Genomic DNA, 16729 nt, shown 5'->3' on the forward strand with positions numbered 1-16729 from the left:
TGGAGTTGCATCTTAAGGTTAAAAAATTCAAGTTCCCCCCCAGTAATGGAGCAGGCCTCGCGATAAAGAGATGCTGCGTGTGATCTTTATTGTTAGCAGTGGGTTTTACTTTCTAGCTATAAAACCTTTTTATATTGCCGAGGCGACTGTTTTTTACAAGAAATTTATAGGTCGCCCGTAAAGGGCGTTTCTACAGGAGACCGTTAGCATCGTGAAATATCAAGTTTACCCATCGATAATGACGCAGTTTAGTTCTGCGCCAAAGTCTTACTCTTATCTGACTCTGTTAATTACTGCGGCTTTAATTATTTTGGTGGGTAATGCATCGGGTGATATTTATCCCCTGGTTACTGCCAGTGGCGCTTTTATTTTTTTTTGTGGGCTGGTTTATTTGATTTCTGCGAAAGCGATGTTTTCCGTGTCAGCTGGCAGCCTACTGGTTATCGTGCTGCAGTTTATTAATCAACTCAAGGTGCATTATTATAAAGATAAATTGATGTTCCCTGACTTCTACATGTTGGCAGACCTATCCAATGCGGATACGCTGCTTCATTACCCGGCCGCTGGACTGGCCCTAGTCGGGCTGGGTGCTTTTGTCATCTTCACTCTCATTGTTGGATGGCGTGCGGTACCGCGCCGGCATGGATTTACACCACAATTGATTGCTATTTCCATCTTGGTAGCCAGCGGTTGGTTGGTAAGCCAGTGTGTTATGCGTTATCAAAACGACTGGGTAGGTCGACTGCCGGGAGGAACTGGCGTTGTGTCTAATTTGGTTATGTCGAGTAGCCAGACGGACTATGATCCGCCGTACTTTTCTGATGATAGAGAAGGGGATTTCATCACTCGCGCGGCCGTCCTCCACAGAGAAACTAAAGCCGCTTCAAGTCTATATCCCGACATTGTGCTGCTGTTGCAAGAGTCAACCACTGATCCGCGATTGTATCAAGTGCCGACTCCAGCGTTGCTACCGCATTTATCCATGTTTGAACAAGGAAATGCTGTGAAAGCACAAACACTCTTGAGGGTGCAAACATTTGGAGGAGGGACCTGGCTATCGGAGTTTGCAGTTCTCACGGGACTGCGCAGTGATGATTTTGGTGCTAGGAAAAATGCGGTATTTTACTCGGTTATCGACCATGTGAATGATAGCCTTTTCAAACAGATGAAAGCCAATGGTTATTATACCGTGGTACTCACTCCATTCAATAAGTCAGCCTATAATGCCGGCCACGCCTATACTATGATGGGGGTCGATAAGATTATCCAGCCACAGGAGCTGGGTTATCCCGGTAGTCTGCAAGATAATTTGTGGCATATCACCACAGCAGACATACTGCATTACATCAAAAAAATCTTAGATATTCATACTGATAAGCCTATTTTTGTCTATGCACTTACCATGTATGAGCATGGTCCTTACGCTTCTGATCATAGGGATGACTATCAACTATCCTCGGTGGTAAAAAACAAAGATTCTGCATCTAAATTCAGTCACTATATGGAAAAAATAAAAAATTCTGACGTAGCGATGTCAGAATTTTTCCAGTTTGTCGACCAGCGCCAAAAGCCAACAATGTTTATGTATTTTGGTGACCATCAGCCGAGCATAGATTGGGCTAACGGCTATACGACATCGCTAACAGATGCCTCTCATCTTACGCAGTTTAGCCTGAGAGATAACACCAATATGCGAACAGTATCAGACCTGGGATCGGTGACTGATATAGCTTTTCTGGGAGGGATACTGCTGGAACAAGCTAACTTGAAGGTATCACCATTCTACCAGGCCAATATCGACATGCGTCATCTGTGTAAAGGAGCTTTGAACGATTGTGGGGATAAACCGCTTCTTAATAGCTATAGACACTATATTTATAACAGGTTACATGCTGCCTCTCGGAACTGAGGGCGTTAGTAGCTGAGTTATAGCGTCCTTGGATAGAAATAAATAATCCAGGGCGCTAAACGGGTTTTGGATTAAAAAAACAGCAGTGCAGGCATTTTTACGCGTAATAACTCGCCACTCCCCGTTATCTGAGAGTGTATCATGCTACGATTCATGGTTATGGCTATCAAAAATGGTCGATTCGATCTCCTAATCATCAAGCCTGTTTTCATCAGCACCGTTCGGTAAAGCCGTAATAGGCGCTTGTTTCAGGGGCAGCGGACAGGGGCGGCGTGCCAAGGACACATCCAAAAACCGCTTGCTGCTGGCCTCTTGCCACCCGTAGTATGGAGCGTTCACGTCGAGATAACTATAAGAAACACTCTATTTGTTCTGTCTGGAACACCCTACAGTTATAACTATTTACGTCATCGTCATACCGAAACACTGTGAGTAATATGAATAAAGAAACTGCTATAACACGCCCGCAATGGACAAAAAATGATACCATCTGGATGATGGGTGTTTATGGCGCAACCGTCGGTGCCGGAACGCTATTTCTACCGGTTGAGATTGGTACCCATGGGCCGATGGTGTTTATTTCGCTACTCCTTCTTGCTTTCCCGCTTTCGCTTGTTCCGCACGTGCTTATCTGCCGCGTTTTTATGCGCGACAAGCAGGGCCAAGACCAGACTGATCAAACCTTACCCCTGTTCGGCTCTTTCTTCGGTTCCAAAGGCCGTCAGGCGATGAAACTGTTTTTCTGCGTGGCCCATTATCCGGTGACTCTGGTCTATGCTGTTTCATTGGTAAATGCGCTGAGTCACTTTTTCAACGAGCGTCTGCACATCAACGGCATTAGTCGTGCTCCCCTGACGCTGGTTGTACTGGTGATTTTGCACCCTGTATTGAGCAAAGGTCGCGACAAAGTGGTAAGTACTATGAGCGCGTTGGCGTTGCCTTTTGCGATTGCTATTATTGTCGTCGCAACGTCACAAATTCCGGCCTGGGATATCCATAATATCACCTACGCGTGGCGACAGACGCATACCACTGACATCGCAAGCTCACTGAAATCTCTGTGGCTGACCCTGCCGCTCATCGCTTTCTCACTCTGTTCTGCCCCGCTAATTCCTGCACTTGCATCCTGGTATCGCGAGCCGGGGCACGGTGGTGAGACACAATCAGTTCGCGTTATCCGTCGAGCTTATTGGCTGATTTTCATCAGTATTATTTTCTTCGTGTTGAGTTGTATTTTAAGTACCCCTCGTTCAACTTTTGAGATCGCGAAGGCTCAAAATTTAAACGTACTGTCGGTGATTGGTGAGCAGGGCGGAATGAGTGCCATGCTGTATCTGGCGCCGCTGATTGCTATTCTGGGCATGACGAAGTCGTTTTTGGGGATCTCGATGCCGGTGGCAGAAACTTTTAACGTGCTCGCCAGTGATCTGTTCAACCTTAAGCGCAATAGTTAACTCCAAAGCGTGAAGCTACTGACAACGGTGGTGATGTTTATCGTCACTTCCATTGTGGTGTTCTTAAACCCGGACGTGATCAATATGATTGAAACCGTCTGCGGGCCATTAATTGCCATATTCCTGTTTGTTATTCCTACCTGGCTAGTGTTAATCCGCCCGGTGCTCAAACCGCTGCGCGGCCCAACCGCAGTGATAGTGCTGGGGTGCGGTTTATTGACAGTTTCCGCACTGCTTTACGGTATGTTTTAAATTCGGTGACACCGGCATAACCCGGTGTCACTACATGCTGCTCCACTTTACCACGGTACTCCGTACACCTGTCGGTCAGTATTATCAGCATCGGCAGTCCCTGAACCTCGTAGAACGGCAGTACACGATCATTGAGCTGGTCGGCGACAGTGATCGGTGTTTTACTCGTATACAGCTTGCAGTGTGCCACTCTCGAATACGTATCCACGAACGTCTGCTGGTAGAATGATCAACACCTTTCAGATTGCCCACGTAGAAGGTGTCCTGCGAGCCCAGATACACCGGATGTGCCGTCTCGCATTCGCCGCTGAGTTCGTCATCGTGCGCCTTCTTCTCCAGAGCTGCGATTTGAGCGCCGGTAAGCACGATGCTTTCTCAGGCAACCTTTTCCTCAAGCGCCTTCAACCGTTTACTGAAGTTCTCCAGGTCGTGCCGTTGCCAGATGGAGCGAACCCCGCTGTCGGAGATAAACACGCCTTTTTTACGCAGCTCATTACTGGTCCTGTGTTGCCCATGGGCCGGGATGCTCACCAGGCTACGGGGTGATGACAGGGCTCCGGGAACCTTCCTCGCTCGCTTTTTATTGCCACTTTGCTTTATCCTGATATGTATGTTCCTGATATCGTAAATTGAGTAATTACAATGAGTAACCTTAACAACTATCCGACAGATGTATTTCCTTCAGTTTTACGTAATGTCATTACGACGCTACATGAAGACACCCTTATCCCCATAGAAATGATTGGCAGTACGGTGCTGGCGGCATTATCACTGGCTTTGCAGCCTCTTGTTGAAGTGGCCTCTCCCTTCGGAAATAAAAAGCCAGAACCCTGCTCTCTTTATTTTCTGACGCTCGCAAAATCCGGTGAGGGGAAAAGCCCCCTCCGTGAATTGCTTATGACTCCCTTCGATGAATTTGCTTCTGAGATGCATGAGGAATATGAAGATTTACTTGATGTCTACAAAAAAGACCATGCTATCTGGTCATTAAAAGAAAAAGCACTAAATCGTAATTATCAGAAAGCAGTAAAGAATGGTGGGGAAGGTGAGGTTGAAGAACTTCTTCTGCGCGAGCATCAGGCTGCTGAACCGAAAAAACCCAGAGCGTTTGAAATGTTTTATGAAGATGCAACGCCAGAAGGTATCATTCAGGGACTGAGTGAATATCCGTATGCTGGCGTATTTGCAGATGAAGCCATGACTTTTTTTACCGGCCAGTTAAAAAACAACCTCGGATTGCTCAATAAAATATGGAAAAACGAACCTCTTTCGGTCTCACGTAAAAAAGAAGGCACTATCCGTCTTAACGCATATCTGACATTTCTTCTTATGGTTCAGCCTGAAGTATTTGAGGAGTATCTGGAACGCCATGGAAAAAAAGCTGTATCTAGCGGATTCCTTGCCCGTTTTTTATTTACAGAAACAGTAAGCACTATAGGTCAGAGAAGAATAAACCTGAACCAAGATAACTCAAGGCAAGCACTGGACAATCTATTCATTCATTTAAATAAATTCCTGGAAGAGCAAAAGGAACATTTTTACGATACCAGCAAATCTAAAAGGACACTAACATTAACTGAGGGTGCGAAAAAATTATTTGAAGAAAAAATAAGTCAGTATCAATTGAATATAGCCAAAAATCAGTGCTGGGAGCACATCCCTGAATTCGTGTCTAAAGCAAGCAGTCAGGCAATACGCATGGCCGCAATTTTTGATTGCTATTCTGAAAGTGATATATCAGAACAATATTTAAAGAACGCATTTACGATTACTGAGTGGCACCTTAATCAGGCAGCTAAGTATTTTTATAAACTAAGTACACAGTATCAACTTCAGCAAGATGTATACCAGTTGTTCGACTGGATAAAAAATCGCTTTGCTAATCCGACAGGTGTAATGAAAGTCACTAATTTTCAAACAGGGCAAGTGACTGGTGTAAGAATTAATCCCTGGCAGCCGTTCTCAAAGAATGAACTGGAGACGCATGGTCCCGCCAGACTCAGAAGAATTGAACGTTTAACACCTGCACTCAACCAACTCATTCAGCTCGGTCTGGTTGTCACAATATGCTACCCACCACAACGTGCGATTTATATCGCGGCAGCACAATTAGATGCACATGGTTATATTTATCCCCTCAATCCATTTTTCAATAAATTTAACACAGTAGACTACAGAAATAATGCCACTCCACCACTGAGTGGTTACGATCCCAACAGACTGCAATGGCAATGATTGTTATCGAAATGTTCCAAGAAACACTGGTGTCGTATGTGGAGTTCATCCGTCCGATGGGATTCTGCTGATGGCCGGAAGTCAGCCAAGGAAAGAGATGAATTCTTTCACCATACCCCGCTAAAGTTACTAAAAATTTTTTTTAGCAGCTTTAGCTGCATTATTAGAAAAGCCACGTACACTTAAAACACATAATTTATACAATGGTAAACCTCGACGCATTACATCAATGTTGGCTTCAGTGGCTCTTATACCACGCAAGATTGCTATTAAATTGTTACAAGGAATCATGGGGAACCACTGATTAGTTAAGTGCTTTTTATCTACAGTATTGGACCGGTGATTATTTAACTCACTATCACCGCTGAGTTAACATGCTTCGTCGTTTATTCTCGAAACTCAGTTTAGTTTATTCTAAAAACTGTAAACGAGAGACCTGCAAGGTGAACATAAAACATTCGCACAGGCTCTCATTATAAATACACAAGAATAATTAGCGCATGCCTATCTGTAATATTCAAACAACCCAGATAACAAACAAGGTTACATAAATATTTAAGATCCACAGGAGAGTTTATGGGGGGGGTATACGACTCGCACATCAGGATGCATTATGCACGGGACTCGGAAATAAGTTTCTGAACCCATTCCTCAACCTCACTTTTAAGCCAGCGCGAACTACGCCCCAGCTTAATCGGCTTTGGGAATAAACCTTCCTGAATCAACTTGTAAAACCATTTATCGCTGCACCCGGTAAATTCCGTAATGAATGCCATATCGACCATTTTATCACTGAGCAGGCTGCGGGTTGTATCTGTCATGACGATTTCTCTCTGTCTTAAGGAAATGAAAGACAGGAGTGCCAGGAATGATTGATTTATCGCTCACCTGGTACTCCGACATAACATTCCTCTCGCCAGTAGAAAAATACTTATGACCTCATCAGTACTGACTACAGCCAAAATTACGTTGGCTGTCTGAATTATCTTTGCTGTAGTCCTTGGCCAGATAGTTAAGCCTGTCAGTGACATTGGATAACTGAGCCGTATAGTCACTGTGGTTTTTACTCAGGTGGTAGTAGCAATTGGCAGGAAACTCTACCAGGGGATAATATTGCTGATGATTAACCACTGTATTCAGCCCCAGTGCCCGTACCCAGGCCTCCATAATCATCATGGCCAGATTGTGAGTGTATTCTCCGTCTGCACTGGTATAGCTTCCTGGATAAGCATAGGCTTCACGATTAAAGAGTAAGGCCACGTGATAATGTTTTTTACCGCACTCATTAAACTCCCTTGCCCAGATATGACGAACACGACAAGGGTGAACCCGCTTCCCTGTATGTTGTTTTTTCAGTAGGTCAGCCTCAATCTGAGCTTTAAGGGAAACAATGAAACGGGTGACTATTCCTGAATCTGAGTTATACGAACCTGTCTCAATCTCCGGCAAACGAAGGTCTACCCTCAGGACCATTACACGGGGATAATCATTCAGGGCTTTAGTGATAGTATCCTGAATACGCTTAACATAGTTATGGTTCAGTTTACCGTAGCTGTAAGTATTAATGCTCATTATGAAATGACCTTGTGTTAGTGAGTTTGTTCAATAGATATACACAGGCAGTAATAAATTACTTTCTGTCATGCAGATTAATATCAGGAAGTGGGAGAATATGAATATGTATTATTTATATGACGCTAGATATGATAACTTAGATTGATTGCATTCATTAGGTTAGTTTATTACCTGACTTTACATATATAACCATTAATCTATCTGATACGCTTATTAATATAACTACACAAACACAAACACAAACACAAACACTAACAAGAGTATCTATATTATTATATTACCAACCCGACAAGTGCTAACATATACTTATTGGAAAATACAATAAAAGAAGAAAACACTTAAAAGTCGTGTTTTCACATCAGATAACCGCTTGTTTTTACTCTCAAGTTAGCACTCTTTTCACATATAATAGCCTGCATAATAACGGGTCTGTTGCACCTGTTCTGTCATACCCCAAACTGTCCTTTCAACAGGAACAGTTCGCCCCCCTAAAAAATTACATTCAAAAAAGTTTCAGACCTATATTACCCTGGTGAGAACGGCAGCAGAAATGCTACCGTTTTATTATTTCACTCCCGGAGGTTAATGTGTCCGATAAAACTGAACAGGGTCTTGATGCCCTGAAGAAACAGCTGTCTCTCCTGCCCGAAACACTCTCCCGCACAATACTGAACCGCATCCGCCAGCACATTCATTACGAGCCAGTCATCGGCATCATGGGTAAAACAGGGAGTGGCAAAAGTTCGCTCTGCAATGCGCTCTTTCAGCAGCCCCTTAGTCCGGTCAGCGATGTCCAGGGCTGTACCCGTGAACCGCTTCGCTTCTCGCTTGATATCGGCGGGCGCCGCATGACGCTGGTCGATTTACCCGGTGCAGGTGAATCTCTGGACTATGACCGTGAATACCGGCAGCTGTATAAAGAGCAGTTACCGACGCTGGATCTTATTCTCTGGGTGATGAAAGCGGATGACCGGGCCTGCGCGACCGATGAAGCGTTTCACCGGTTCCTACTCAAATGCGGTGTCTCACCGGGCAGCATTATCTTCGTTATTAACCAGGCCGACAAGGCGGAACCCTCACTGGAATGGGACAGGGCAGCACGTCAGCCCTCCACCGGCCAGCTGCTGACGCTGACCGCCCGAAGCGCAGCTATCTCACGGCAGTTCTCCTGTCCTTATCCGGTGCATGCGGTGTCAGCCAAAACCGGCTACAACCTGGCCCGTCTGGTCGAAACCATGATATTTGCCCTGCCCCCGGAGGCCAGCAGCGGCGTGTTTCGTCAGGTCAGAGAAGAGCACCGATCTGCGGAGGCAGAGAGTACCGCCCGGCAGGATTTTGGCGATCTACTGGGTGAGCTGTTCAGCCGGATAGTAGACGCCATTCCGCTGCCAAAACCGATCCGGGAAGTGCTGGGAACAATCCGCGACGGCATTGTGAATGCCGCTTCTGCACTGTGGCACTTACTTTTTTGAGGAGGTAGAAAATGATACTCAGGAAGCTGACATGGCCCCAGTTACGCATGCTGCTGCGCTATATCCGAAGACAGATAGTAACCCGGATCCTGGATTACTGGCGGCGCGCAGGCTGGCCGGAGAAAGAGATCCACAGCATCCGCTGGGCTCTCATCGTTCTGTTTCACCTCTTACTGCGTTTACTGAGTGAGCGATTTATACAACGCCATACTGCATCCTCCTTCCGCCCTGGCAACGCCTACTGCTGACCTGATTCTTGACAGGATATGACCATCTGCAGTCCCTTTGCTGAAAAATGCGTGATTATCTACGTAAATTCAGTCGGTTACAGACAGAAAAATATTTCATCTTTTCTAGCGATCCCTCTCATCGCTGGTCATACCCTGTCCACCCCGTCCTGCATAATAACCGCATGAGTTATCTAAGTATTTTTCATTCACGGAGGGCATATGCGTGCCACGGATCCTGCGCATCGACACGACAGACTGGCACTCAGGCTGTCGGTGATTATCAGCCGGCTTCTTGCCGGTGAATCCCTTTCACTGAAAGCGCTGTCCGGTGAATTTGGCGTATCTGAACGCACCCTGCGCCGGGATTTCTCTCAGCGTTTGCTGCATCTGGATCTCACTGGCAATAACGGCTGCTGGCGGTTACGAACTAGCCCAATGCGCGATCATACTCCTGGTGCACTGGCGTTTGCCCGCAACACCGGAATAGCCCGCCTCATTCCCTCACAGAGCCGTCAGTTAATACAGCTGCTGATGGATGAAAACGGCACATCGCCGTGTCTGATAGGTCATGTACAGCAGCCAGCGGGGATCCTCCCGGACTGCTTTCAGCGGCTTGCTGAAGGGATTTACCACCACCGGATGATCAGCCTCCTGGTTAAGGGTATTCGTCACGACCACCTTGAGCCCTACCGGCTGATTTTCTCACAGGCAAACTGGTATCTGGTGGCCAGCCGGCAGGGAGCCATTCACGTCTTCTCGCTTGACGAGATTATCTCCGTCTCGCTTTCAGAGCAGCATTTCAGACATCGCAACGAGACTAACGCACTTATCGCCATGGAGGACTTCATCAACGCCCTTCCGCATTTTCACTTTATCAGCAACGTCATTCATACCTTCCGGGAACTACCTCCCGAACCTCACACCATTCCAAGAGGAGTTAAAACATGAAACACGGTACAGCCCTGCTGCTGAGCACCGGAATGATGCTGGCAACGCTGTCGGCAGCAAAGGCCGGTACGCCCGACGCACTTATACAGGCACACCACCAACGCTGCGGAAAGCCCGTCTTTTATGCGCAGACCGCTAACCACAAAAAAGAGGTCGAGATTTGCATCATCACCCCGTCGGTATCGTACTCATTCGGGAAGACCGGCGCAGAGCATAAGGAAATGGACATTACCGTACCGACACACGCCGCCACGTACGCATACCAGAGCAATCAGGTTATCAGTCTGCAGGAATTCACTGTCCGGAACGGCGACACCTCATACCAGGTATCTGCCGGGACAAACGATGAAGGCAAACCGTTTGCGTCCCTGGACGTTTACCAGGGAACACCTGAGGCGGGTAAGCATCTGGCGGAAATCCGGCTCGCCCCGGATACGGTGGTGAACAACATCAGCCATGCACTTGCGGAAGAAGGTGTGGTGGAGTCTGACAGACTCTGAACAGAGGCTGCCTTAACATACGGAACCTAACACGATGATAAAAAAGAAATTAAATCTAGCGATGGCTCCCCGGGGCGTATTTTTTGTCTTCACGCTATTGTCTACTCTGGCCGTGAGCGGTTGTGGTGACAAGAACGAACGAGAGTTTATCCGGGGCTGCAAGTCCGGTGGCGGAACCACTGCGGTCTGCGGCTGTATCTGGGATGAGCTGAAAACGAAATATACCCACGGGGAACTGGAGAAAATGAATCAGCAGGTCGGCTATGTACCCCCGCGTTTTATGGACAACATGCTGAGCGCCGCTCAGCAGTGCAGAAAATAAGGATTGAACAGAATGGCGCTAATTATTAAATATTTCGCAATTGCCTTCGGTATCGCGCTTGTGGTTGTCCTGTTTAACGTATTCGGGAATACGGGCGAAATTCGCAGTTTCGGGCAGGGAATGGGGTATCTGTTCTGGATGACGCTCGGCCCCGGAGCCGGTATGACCATCGGCGCCTTCCTGCGCCAGTGGCTGATGCCGGACAGCGTCTATACCACCGGTGGAATGGGCGGCCTTTTAAAAGCCCGACTGTTCTGGCTGGCGGGCCCTCAGTGTATCGGCTGGCTGGCCGGCCTGATGATGGTTGGCAAACAGCTGATGTAGTGCCTTCCGCGAAGAAACCCACCTTCATACCATACAAGAATGGCAAATACCTTAAATATCTTTCAGAAAGGAAAGCCCCCTCATGTTTAAACATGTACTGACCGCCGTACTGCTCATCGGCAGCTTTTCTGCGCTCGCCGGCACAACCCCGTTGTCTGTAAAGTCTCAGGCCACTTACCTCATCAATAACCCCAATTATCCCGTCTGGCAGCTGACGCTGACCAGTCTGGAGAACGACATTACCATTCAGTCAATTACGCTAAATCGCGGCAACTGCCTGATTTCCATGGCGGGTCGGGGGAAAAATGTAAACAAGCGTCTGGGATACGGCCAGACTCTCTCTTTTACCACCCCCAGTAACAATGGCTTCAATAAGTGTCGCCCGCTTGAGCTGACGGTACAAACCAGCAAAGGCGACTTTACCTTTAACTGGCAATAACCCGAAAAACCGTTGCTGTGTCGCGGTATTTACGGCTTGGTTTATCCCACCAGCAACATGGCACATCAGCAGGCTCTGCCCCTTCGGGTGCAGGGCCTGTTTGCTTTTATACCGTTGAATAATAAATAACGGCTTCATGTCATTCGCCCACCGTTCTATCAGGTGGGTCAACTTCACCAACGTAAGGATAATTCCTGTGAAAGAGAATATTGCCAACAACACACCATCAACACGTCCGATAAGCAACCACTCAACACTGACAGCGAGTCTCGTTAATGACGAAGATCGCCTGTCATTTTGGCTACAGCACTTTGGTGACATTCCGCAATGGCTTCACCTCGAGTCACCGATATTTTCCTGGCTCAACCTCCTGTGTAAGGACTACCACGGAGATTATTGGGAATTTTACACCCTCAGTAACGGGGGGGCTTTTATTATCCCGTCCACTGAAGGCGAGTACGTGCTCTTTAACGCCCTCAATGGCAATAGCGCAACGGTGGGACATGAGGCTGCCGGCATCATCGCTTGCCTCATCACTTACAGCCACCACGCCTGCCGCACCGAATGCGACGCCATGACCGAACACTACTATCGCCTGCGGGATTACGCCCTCAGCCATCCCGAAAGCAACCCCATTATGCGCATCATCGACTAACCCTTCAGACAACGGCACCCCATCATGATGAATATCACCTTATCCCCGGCAACCGCCGGTCTGCCCTTACCCTCTCAACGCACCATTCAACGAGCGCTGGCATTGCTGGAGCAGCATTTACGCAAACCGGGTGAAGCCTTCACCGCCCCGTTCATGGTGCGCGACTGGCTGCGCCTGCAAATGGCCCGGCTGGAGCGAGAAGTCTTTATGGTGCTCTATCTCGACAACCAGCATCGCTTGCTGGCGCATGAGTCCCTGTTTAGCGGCAGCATCGCCAGCACGCAGGTGCATCCGCGTGAAATCGTGAAGGGCGCACTGAAGCATAACGCTGCCGCGGTCATCGTGGCGCACTGCCATCCCTCCGGGCATGCCGCCCCCAGCGAGGCCGATCGACTCATTACCCAGCGGATACAGGACGCACTGGCGCTGATTGACGTCCGGGTGCTGGACCACTGCATTGTCGGCGGCATGACCGTGTACTCATTCGCCGAACACGGGCTCTTATGATTTATCCGACGCAATCAGGAGGCACTACATGCCATCACCCCATAATGTTCCCGCCTGGGGGCTGAAACGCAACGTCACGCCGCAGTTTGGCGCCCGTCTGGTACAGGAGAGGGAACGACTGCATTTTCTGGCCGACCGGGCAGACATCAGCGGAATTTTCAGCGACGCACAGCGCCATGATTTGGAGAATGCTTTTCCGCAGTTCATCAAGCATTTGGAATTGATGCTGCTTTCCGGTGAGCTCAATCCGCGTCATCAGCACTGTGTCACACTGTATTGCCATGGCCTGACCTGCGAAGCAGACAGCCTCGGCTCATACGGCTACGTCTACATTTCGATTTATCCGACATCTGAAACGCCCAGGTATAACGCCCCGCATTTTTAGTCTCACACCGTTCTTATTATCCAACAAAGAGATACGCCTTATGCGAACAGTACCCGCACCACCGTCAAGGGCGGCCCAAACATGCCCGTCTCCCATAACTGTCTGGCAATCCTTGCTCACCTACCTGCTGGCGCAGCACTACGGCCTGACGCTCAACGATACCGCGTTCAGCGACGATGCCGTGATACAGGCACACATCGATAACGGTATGTCCCTCGCGGATGTGCTGAATGCCATGGTGGAAAAGTTTGAGCTGGTGCGCATTGACCGCCGGGGCTTCACCGGACAGGCGCAATCGCCCCTTGTGACCGTCATCGACATCCTGCGCGCCCGCCGGGCCTGTGGCCTGATGACGCGAGCCGGCTACCGGGAGGTCACACGTGCCATTCAGGGAAGCAAGCAACCATGAGCAGTGACACACTCCCCACCGGCGCACTGCTCACGGGTATCCAGTGCAGTACCGCCCACATCACCGACGGAGATAACTCTCTGCTGTATCACGCTTCACATCAGCAGGAGGAGTATGGCCATGGTGAGTGGCTCCATTTTACCGGAACGGGGTATTTGATTAGGCTCCATGCCTGGCGACATCCGGTACTTCATCTTAAACGGTTAGGGGTGTCAAAAGCCTGCCGCCGGTTGGTTGTCACGCTGATGAACCATCACCCCATCGCTCTCCTTAACCTCGACGCTGCAGGCGATATTCTGCCGGGGATTGAGACCTTTGACTGGTGAACGTCCCCGGCATGCCCTCTGACCCGAGCACAATGACAGGTACCACAACATAACACCCGCCCTTAAACCGGCGGGTGTTTTCATTATGGGGTAGGAAATATGCAGACTGAACCAGAAGTATTAACCGACCACACAGAGGTGATTTGCTCGACCAGCATTGAACGTATCGTCACCGGGCGCAACGCCTCGCTGGCGCAGATTGAGAACTGCACCTCTGACATCCAATCACTTGAGACTTATAGGAAAGATGAGTGGCATCTTTGCCAAGTAAAATCCGGGGATGTTGGCTGCGTTGTAGTTCATCGTTACAATCAACGGGCTCGAAATCACTGATGTTTTCAGCGAAATGCGTTTGGGGGCCTAATCGGGGGCCCCGGTGTTTTTCGAATAGAGAAAAATGGTGTAATAACAATGGAAATGTGGTCTGTATTCGAATCCTACAGGGGCCATTAACCCTCCGGCACTCAGCCGTTCCTGACCAGCCTGAATCGTGTTTTCATTACCTTTAATAACTGGCCTTCCAGGGCCATACGACACATTGACTTTTCCCCCAGCTTACTTGCCGGGGGAGAGCGCCATTAGTGCCCTGTAACGGCCGCGGCGGCGACCGGATGATCAGCGTTAGCGACCACGGTTGCACGGGCGACGGGATGATAACTACCGTCTGTTGCGGCTGCGACGGCGACAGGGTGATCGGCAGATACCACCGCCGTGGTGCGGGCGACAGGATGGTTACCTTCACCGGTGGCCGCCGCAACGGCAACAGGATGATCGGCGGAGGCGACGGCAGTCGCACGGGCTACCGGATGATTTGCAAATGCAGAAAATGATGCCGCAGTGAAAGCCAGAGCGAGAATGACTTTTTTCATAATATAACTCCTGATGTTTTCCCTGTATGGACAGGGACCATTATATTAATAACGATGATTGGTACTTATTGAGAATTGTGCAATGGATATTGCTTCGTCTGAATCAAATACTCTGACAATGTATCTGGAAAACACGTTATTGATAATTGAAGTCAATATACCTTTCCAGTTTTAAATTGTTTATTTTTAAATTTATGGTCGTTTTGTGTAAAAATAAATTATTTGCCTGGTAAAGCATATTTAGCTAAAGGAGATGATTTTTCGCCGGGCAGAATAGTGTCACCTTCAATGTATAAGAAAGGCTTAAAATGAAAAAATATTTACTCATCGCGTTGAGCTTTCTGGCTATCACCAGTCCGGCGAGTTACGCTGGCATCCGATCGCTGGTGGAGGATGGCACGGTTCTGCAGAGCCAAATTATTACGCATACCCGAGAAGGGTATCACCCGCTGCGTACCTTAACCGCGGGCACGATTGGTGGCGTAGTGGGTCACCAGTTCGGTAACGGCAAAGGGAAAACCGCCATGACGGTAGCCGGTGCAACAGCCGGGGCGGCGGCTTCTCATAACCGGCAGTCTAACGAATTGGCAGCACAGGAAGTGAAGTTACTTATCAAGACTCAATCCGGGCAGACTATTCAGGTGGTGCAGCACAATAATGGTTTGACATTTAACCCTGGCGACAAAGTTCGTATCATCACAACGGGTTCTAATACCACCGTGGAAAAATCATACTAAGCACATTATTATGATTACAAAAATGAAATACCGTGGTTTTCACGTCTGTTATAAAAATAACGATACACGATACCTGGAAATACTGGACGATATATTTTCCTGTAATGTAAAACGACTCAGCGTTCAGATGGTATTTAAAAGCCTTCCGCATACCCACGTCTCTTTACTGAATACCCCCTACGGACAGTTTGTATTAAAGATTTACTCCCCCAGGAAAAAAAGGATAGAAAAATTTTTCAAATCGTTTTTTACGCCCAACCCCAACGAAAATTTGATTGAGCGGATCGACTATGCCGGCAGGCAAGGTCATACCTTCCCGAATGATTTTTATCTCCTGGCTGAACGCCGGATTTTCAGATTCGCAAAAATCTCGCTCATGTTGTTTGAGTATGTCCCCGGTCCGGAGTTACGCGTTCTTCCCGCGATCACGCCGGACATAAAGCGTGAAATCCGACACAGTATGCAGAAAATGCACAATCTGAAAATCATTTCCGGGGATGCGCACGGCGGGAACTTCATCCTGAGTGAAAAAGGAATAAGGATCATCGATCTGTCCGGGAAGCGTTGTAACGCGAAAAGGATTGTTGAAGACAACGTGACGGCCAGCCTGCGCATTGGTATTCCCATTGAATCCCACCGGCGTTGGGAAAAACGCCTGATCGCAAAAAAAATCAGACGACACCATAAAATCGTCCAGAGGAAGTATCTGGCGCGTTCAAATACCGCTTAAACCCTTTATTCATGCAGGACAACAGCCTGTTATAAAAGAATTTTCCCTGGTATATGGCATTTTCGCCAATCCTCTACCATGCTCATTACACCTCACCGTTTCGCGTGGGGGCTTTTCGTAGTTGCTCATTAATCTTAAGGAAAAAGTTTATGAAAAAAACGACTGCTATTTTGTTGGGCACCGCGTTTCTGTTTACCACCAACGCCTTTGCGGCTGAAATGATGACAAAAAACGAATTCGAAAAAGTTGAGTCTCAGTACGAAAAAATCGGTACCGTGAGCACGGCTAACGAAGTCTCTGTCGACGATGCGAAAAAAGAGCTGGTCGAAAAGGCCGATAAAGAAGGTGCTGATGTGCTGGTGCTGACTTCCGGTAATACAAACAACAAAATTCACGGCACCGCCGATATTTACAAGAAAAAATAACGCTTTAGCAACCACCCCTTTCTGGG

20 protein-coding genes and 3 pseudogenes are annotated in these 16729 nt (G+C 48.2%); 19 read left to right on the top strand and 4 right to left on the bottom strand.

Annotated features, from left to right (window positions below; translation table 11 throughout):
• The first annotated feature begins 238 nt into the window (after positions 1-238).
• Both ACQG1K_RS05605 and ACQG1K_RS05610 read left to right on the top strand, forming a co-directional pair.
• A complete protein-coding gene (locus tag ACQG1K_RS05605; RefSeq protein ID WP_004856877.1) occupies positions 239-1909 on the top strand; it encodes an LTA synthase family protein in 1671 nt (556 codons plus the stop codon).
• A 437-nt stretch (positions 1910-2346) separates the two neighbouring features.
• Positions 2347-3615, top strand: a pseudogene (locus ACQG1K_RS05610) (amino acid permease).
• Positions 3616-3649: 34 nt separating this feature from the next.
• Here ACQG1K_RS05610 and ACQG1K_RS05615 read toward each other — a convergent pair.
• Positions 3650-4146: pseudogene (locus ACQG1K_RS05615) on the bottom strand (IS481 family transposase); the annotation flags it as partial.
• A 111-nt stretch (positions 4147-4257) separates the two neighbouring features.
• Here ACQG1K_RS05615 and ACQG1K_RS05620 point away from each other — a divergent pair.
• Entirely contained in the window at positions 4258-5850 is a 1593-nt protein-coding gene (locus ACQG1K_RS05620; protein ID WP_032729482.1) for a YfjI family protein, read from the top strand.
• 611 nt (positions 5851-6461) lie between these two features.
• On the opposite strand, the gene ACQG1K_RS05625 is transcribed toward ACQG1K_RS05620, so the two are convergent.
• Together ACQG1K_RS05625 and ACQG1K_RS05630 are read right to left on the bottom strand one after the other, a co-directional pair.
• Positions 6462-6671, bottom strand: a complete 210-nt coding sequence (locus tag ACQG1K_RS05625) for a helix-turn-helix transcriptional regulator (protein WP_032729483.1) — start codon at positions 6669-6671, stop codon at positions 6462-6464.
• Positions 6672-6792: 121 nt separating this feature from the next.
• Positions 6793-7422, bottom strand: a complete 630-nt coding sequence (locus ACQG1K_RS05630; protein WP_032729484.1) for an inovirus Gp2 family protein — start codon at positions 7420-7422, stop codon at positions 6793-6795.
• Positions 7423-8012: 590 nt separating this feature from the next.
• On the opposite strand from ACQG1K_RS05630, the gene ACQG1K_RS05635 reads away from it, so the two are divergent.
• The 13 genes and pseudogenes from ACQG1K_RS05635 to ACQG1K_RS05695 form a co-directional block, all read left to right on the top strand.
• Entirely contained in the window at positions 8013-8897 is an 885-nt protein-coding gene (locus ACQG1K_RS05635) for a GTPase family protein (RefSeq protein ID WP_032729486.1), read from the top strand.
• A gap of 11 nt (positions 8898-8908) precedes the next feature.
• On the top strand, positions 8909-9145 hold the full coding sequence (locus tag ACQG1K_RS05640) for a hypothetical protein (protein ID WP_032729488.1): 237 nt from the start codon (positions 8909-8911) through the stop codon (positions 9143-9145).
• A 201-nt stretch (positions 9146-9346) separates the two neighbouring features.
• Positions 9347-10075: a helix-turn-helix transcriptional regulator gene (locus ACQG1K_RS05645; protein WP_032729489.1), complete on the top strand. Its 729-nt coding sequence runs from the start codon at positions 9347-9349 to the stop codon at positions 10073-10075.
• A complete protein-coding gene (locus tag ACQG1K_RS05650) occupies positions 10072-10575 on the top strand; it encodes a hypothetical protein (protein WP_226881293.1) in 504 nt (167 codons plus the stop codon). The genes ACQG1K_RS05645 and ACQG1K_RS05650 overlap by 4 nt, the downstream gene beginning before the upstream one ends.
• A 34-nt stretch (positions 10576-10609) precedes the next feature.
• Entirely contained in the window at positions 10610-10897 is a 288-nt protein-coding gene (locus ACQG1K_RS05655; protein ID WP_226881291.1) for a hypothetical protein, read from the top strand.
• Positions 10898-10909: 12 nt separating this feature from the next.
• On the top strand, positions 10910-11221 hold the full coding sequence (locus ACQG1K_RS05660) for a hypothetical protein (RefSeq protein WP_032729490.1): 312 nt from the start codon (positions 10910-10912) through the stop codon (positions 11219-11221).
• A gap of 82 nt (positions 11222-11303) precedes the next feature.
• Complete coding sequence (locus tag ACQG1K_RS05665) at positions 11304-11660, top strand: hypothetical protein (RefSeq protein ID WP_032729491.1); 357 nt, start codon at positions 11304-11306, stop codon at positions 11658-11660.
• A 196-nt stretch (positions 11661-11856) separates the two neighbouring features.
• A complete protein-coding gene (locus ACQG1K_RS05670; RefSeq protein WP_050597274.1) occupies positions 11857-12315 on the top strand; it encodes an antirestriction protein in 459 nt (152 codons plus the stop codon).
• Between the two features lie 27 nt (positions 12316-12342).
• A complete protein-coding gene (gene radC, locus ACQG1K_RS05675) occupies positions 12343-12822 on the top strand; it encodes a RadC family protein (RefSeq protein WP_032730964.1) in 480 nt (159 codons plus the stop codon).
• A 28-nt stretch (positions 12823-12850) separates the two neighbouring features.
• Positions 12851-13207 carry a type IV toxin-antitoxin system YeeU family antitoxin gene (locus ACQG1K_RS05680; RefSeq protein ID WP_032729492.1) on the top strand — a complete coding sequence of 119 codons (357 nt, stop codon included), beginning with the start codon at positions 12851-12853 and terminating at the stop codon, positions 13205-13207.
• Between the two features lie 40 nt (positions 13208-13247).
• The gene (locus ACQG1K_RS05685; RefSeq protein WP_032729493.1) at positions 13248-13616 is read left to right on the top strand and encodes a TA system toxin CbtA family protein; all 369 of its coding nucleotides are present in this window, start codon (positions 13248-13250) and stop codon (positions 13614-13616) included.
• Positions 13613-13942 carry a DUF5983 family protein gene (locus ACQG1K_RS05690; protein ID WP_050597275.1) on the top strand — a complete coding sequence of 110 codons (330 nt, stop codon included), beginning with the start codon at positions 13613-13615 and terminating at the stop codon, positions 13940-13942. The genes ACQG1K_RS05685 and ACQG1K_RS05690 overlap by 4 nt, the downstream gene beginning before the upstream one ends.
• 99 nt (positions 13943-14041) lie before the next feature.
• Positions 14042-14143: pseudogene (locus ACQG1K_RS05695) on the top strand (DUF4942 domain-containing protein); the annotation flags it as partial.
• Positions 14144-14520: 377 nt separating this feature from the next.
• Here the strand turns inward: ACQG1K_RS05695 and ACQG1K_RS05700 are convergent.
• Positions 14521-14811, bottom strand: coding sequence for a hypothetical protein (locus tag ACQG1K_RS05700; protein ID WP_022647314.1), 291 nt, complete (start codon positions 14809-14811; stop codon positions 14521-14523).
• Positions 14812-15119: 308 nt separating this feature from the next.
• Here ACQG1K_RS05700 and ACQG1K_RS05705 point away from each other — a divergent pair, with 308 nt between their 5' ends.
• The 3 genes from ACQG1K_RS05705 (at position 15120) to yahO (ending at position 16703) form a co-directional block, all read left to right on the top strand.
• Complete coding sequence (locus ACQG1K_RS05705) at positions 15120-15548, top strand: glycine zipper 2TM domain-containing protein (RefSeq protein ID WP_022647316.1); 429 nt, start codon at positions 15120-15122, stop codon at positions 15546-15548.
• 10 nt (positions 15549-15558) lie between these two features.
• Entirely contained in the window at positions 15559-16278 is a 720-nt protein-coding gene (locus ACQG1K_RS05710; protein WP_367075335.1) for a lipopolysaccharide core heptose(II) kinase RfaY, read from the top strand.
• Positions 16279-16427: 149 nt separating this feature from the next.
• Positions 16428-16703: a DUF1471 family periplasmic protein YahO gene (gene yahO, locus ACQG1K_RS05715; RefSeq protein ID WP_022647318.1), complete on the top strand. Its 276-nt coding sequence runs from the start codon at positions 16428-16430 to the stop codon at positions 16701-16703.
• Positions 16704-16729 lie beyond the last annotated feature (26 nt).

This window comes from Enterobacter cloacae complex sp. 402C9 (genome assembly GCF_050030745.1).
GTDB classification, from domain to species: Bacteria; Pseudomonadota; Gammaproteobacteria; order Enterobacterales; family Enterobacteriaceae; genus Enterobacter; species Enterobacter intestinihominis.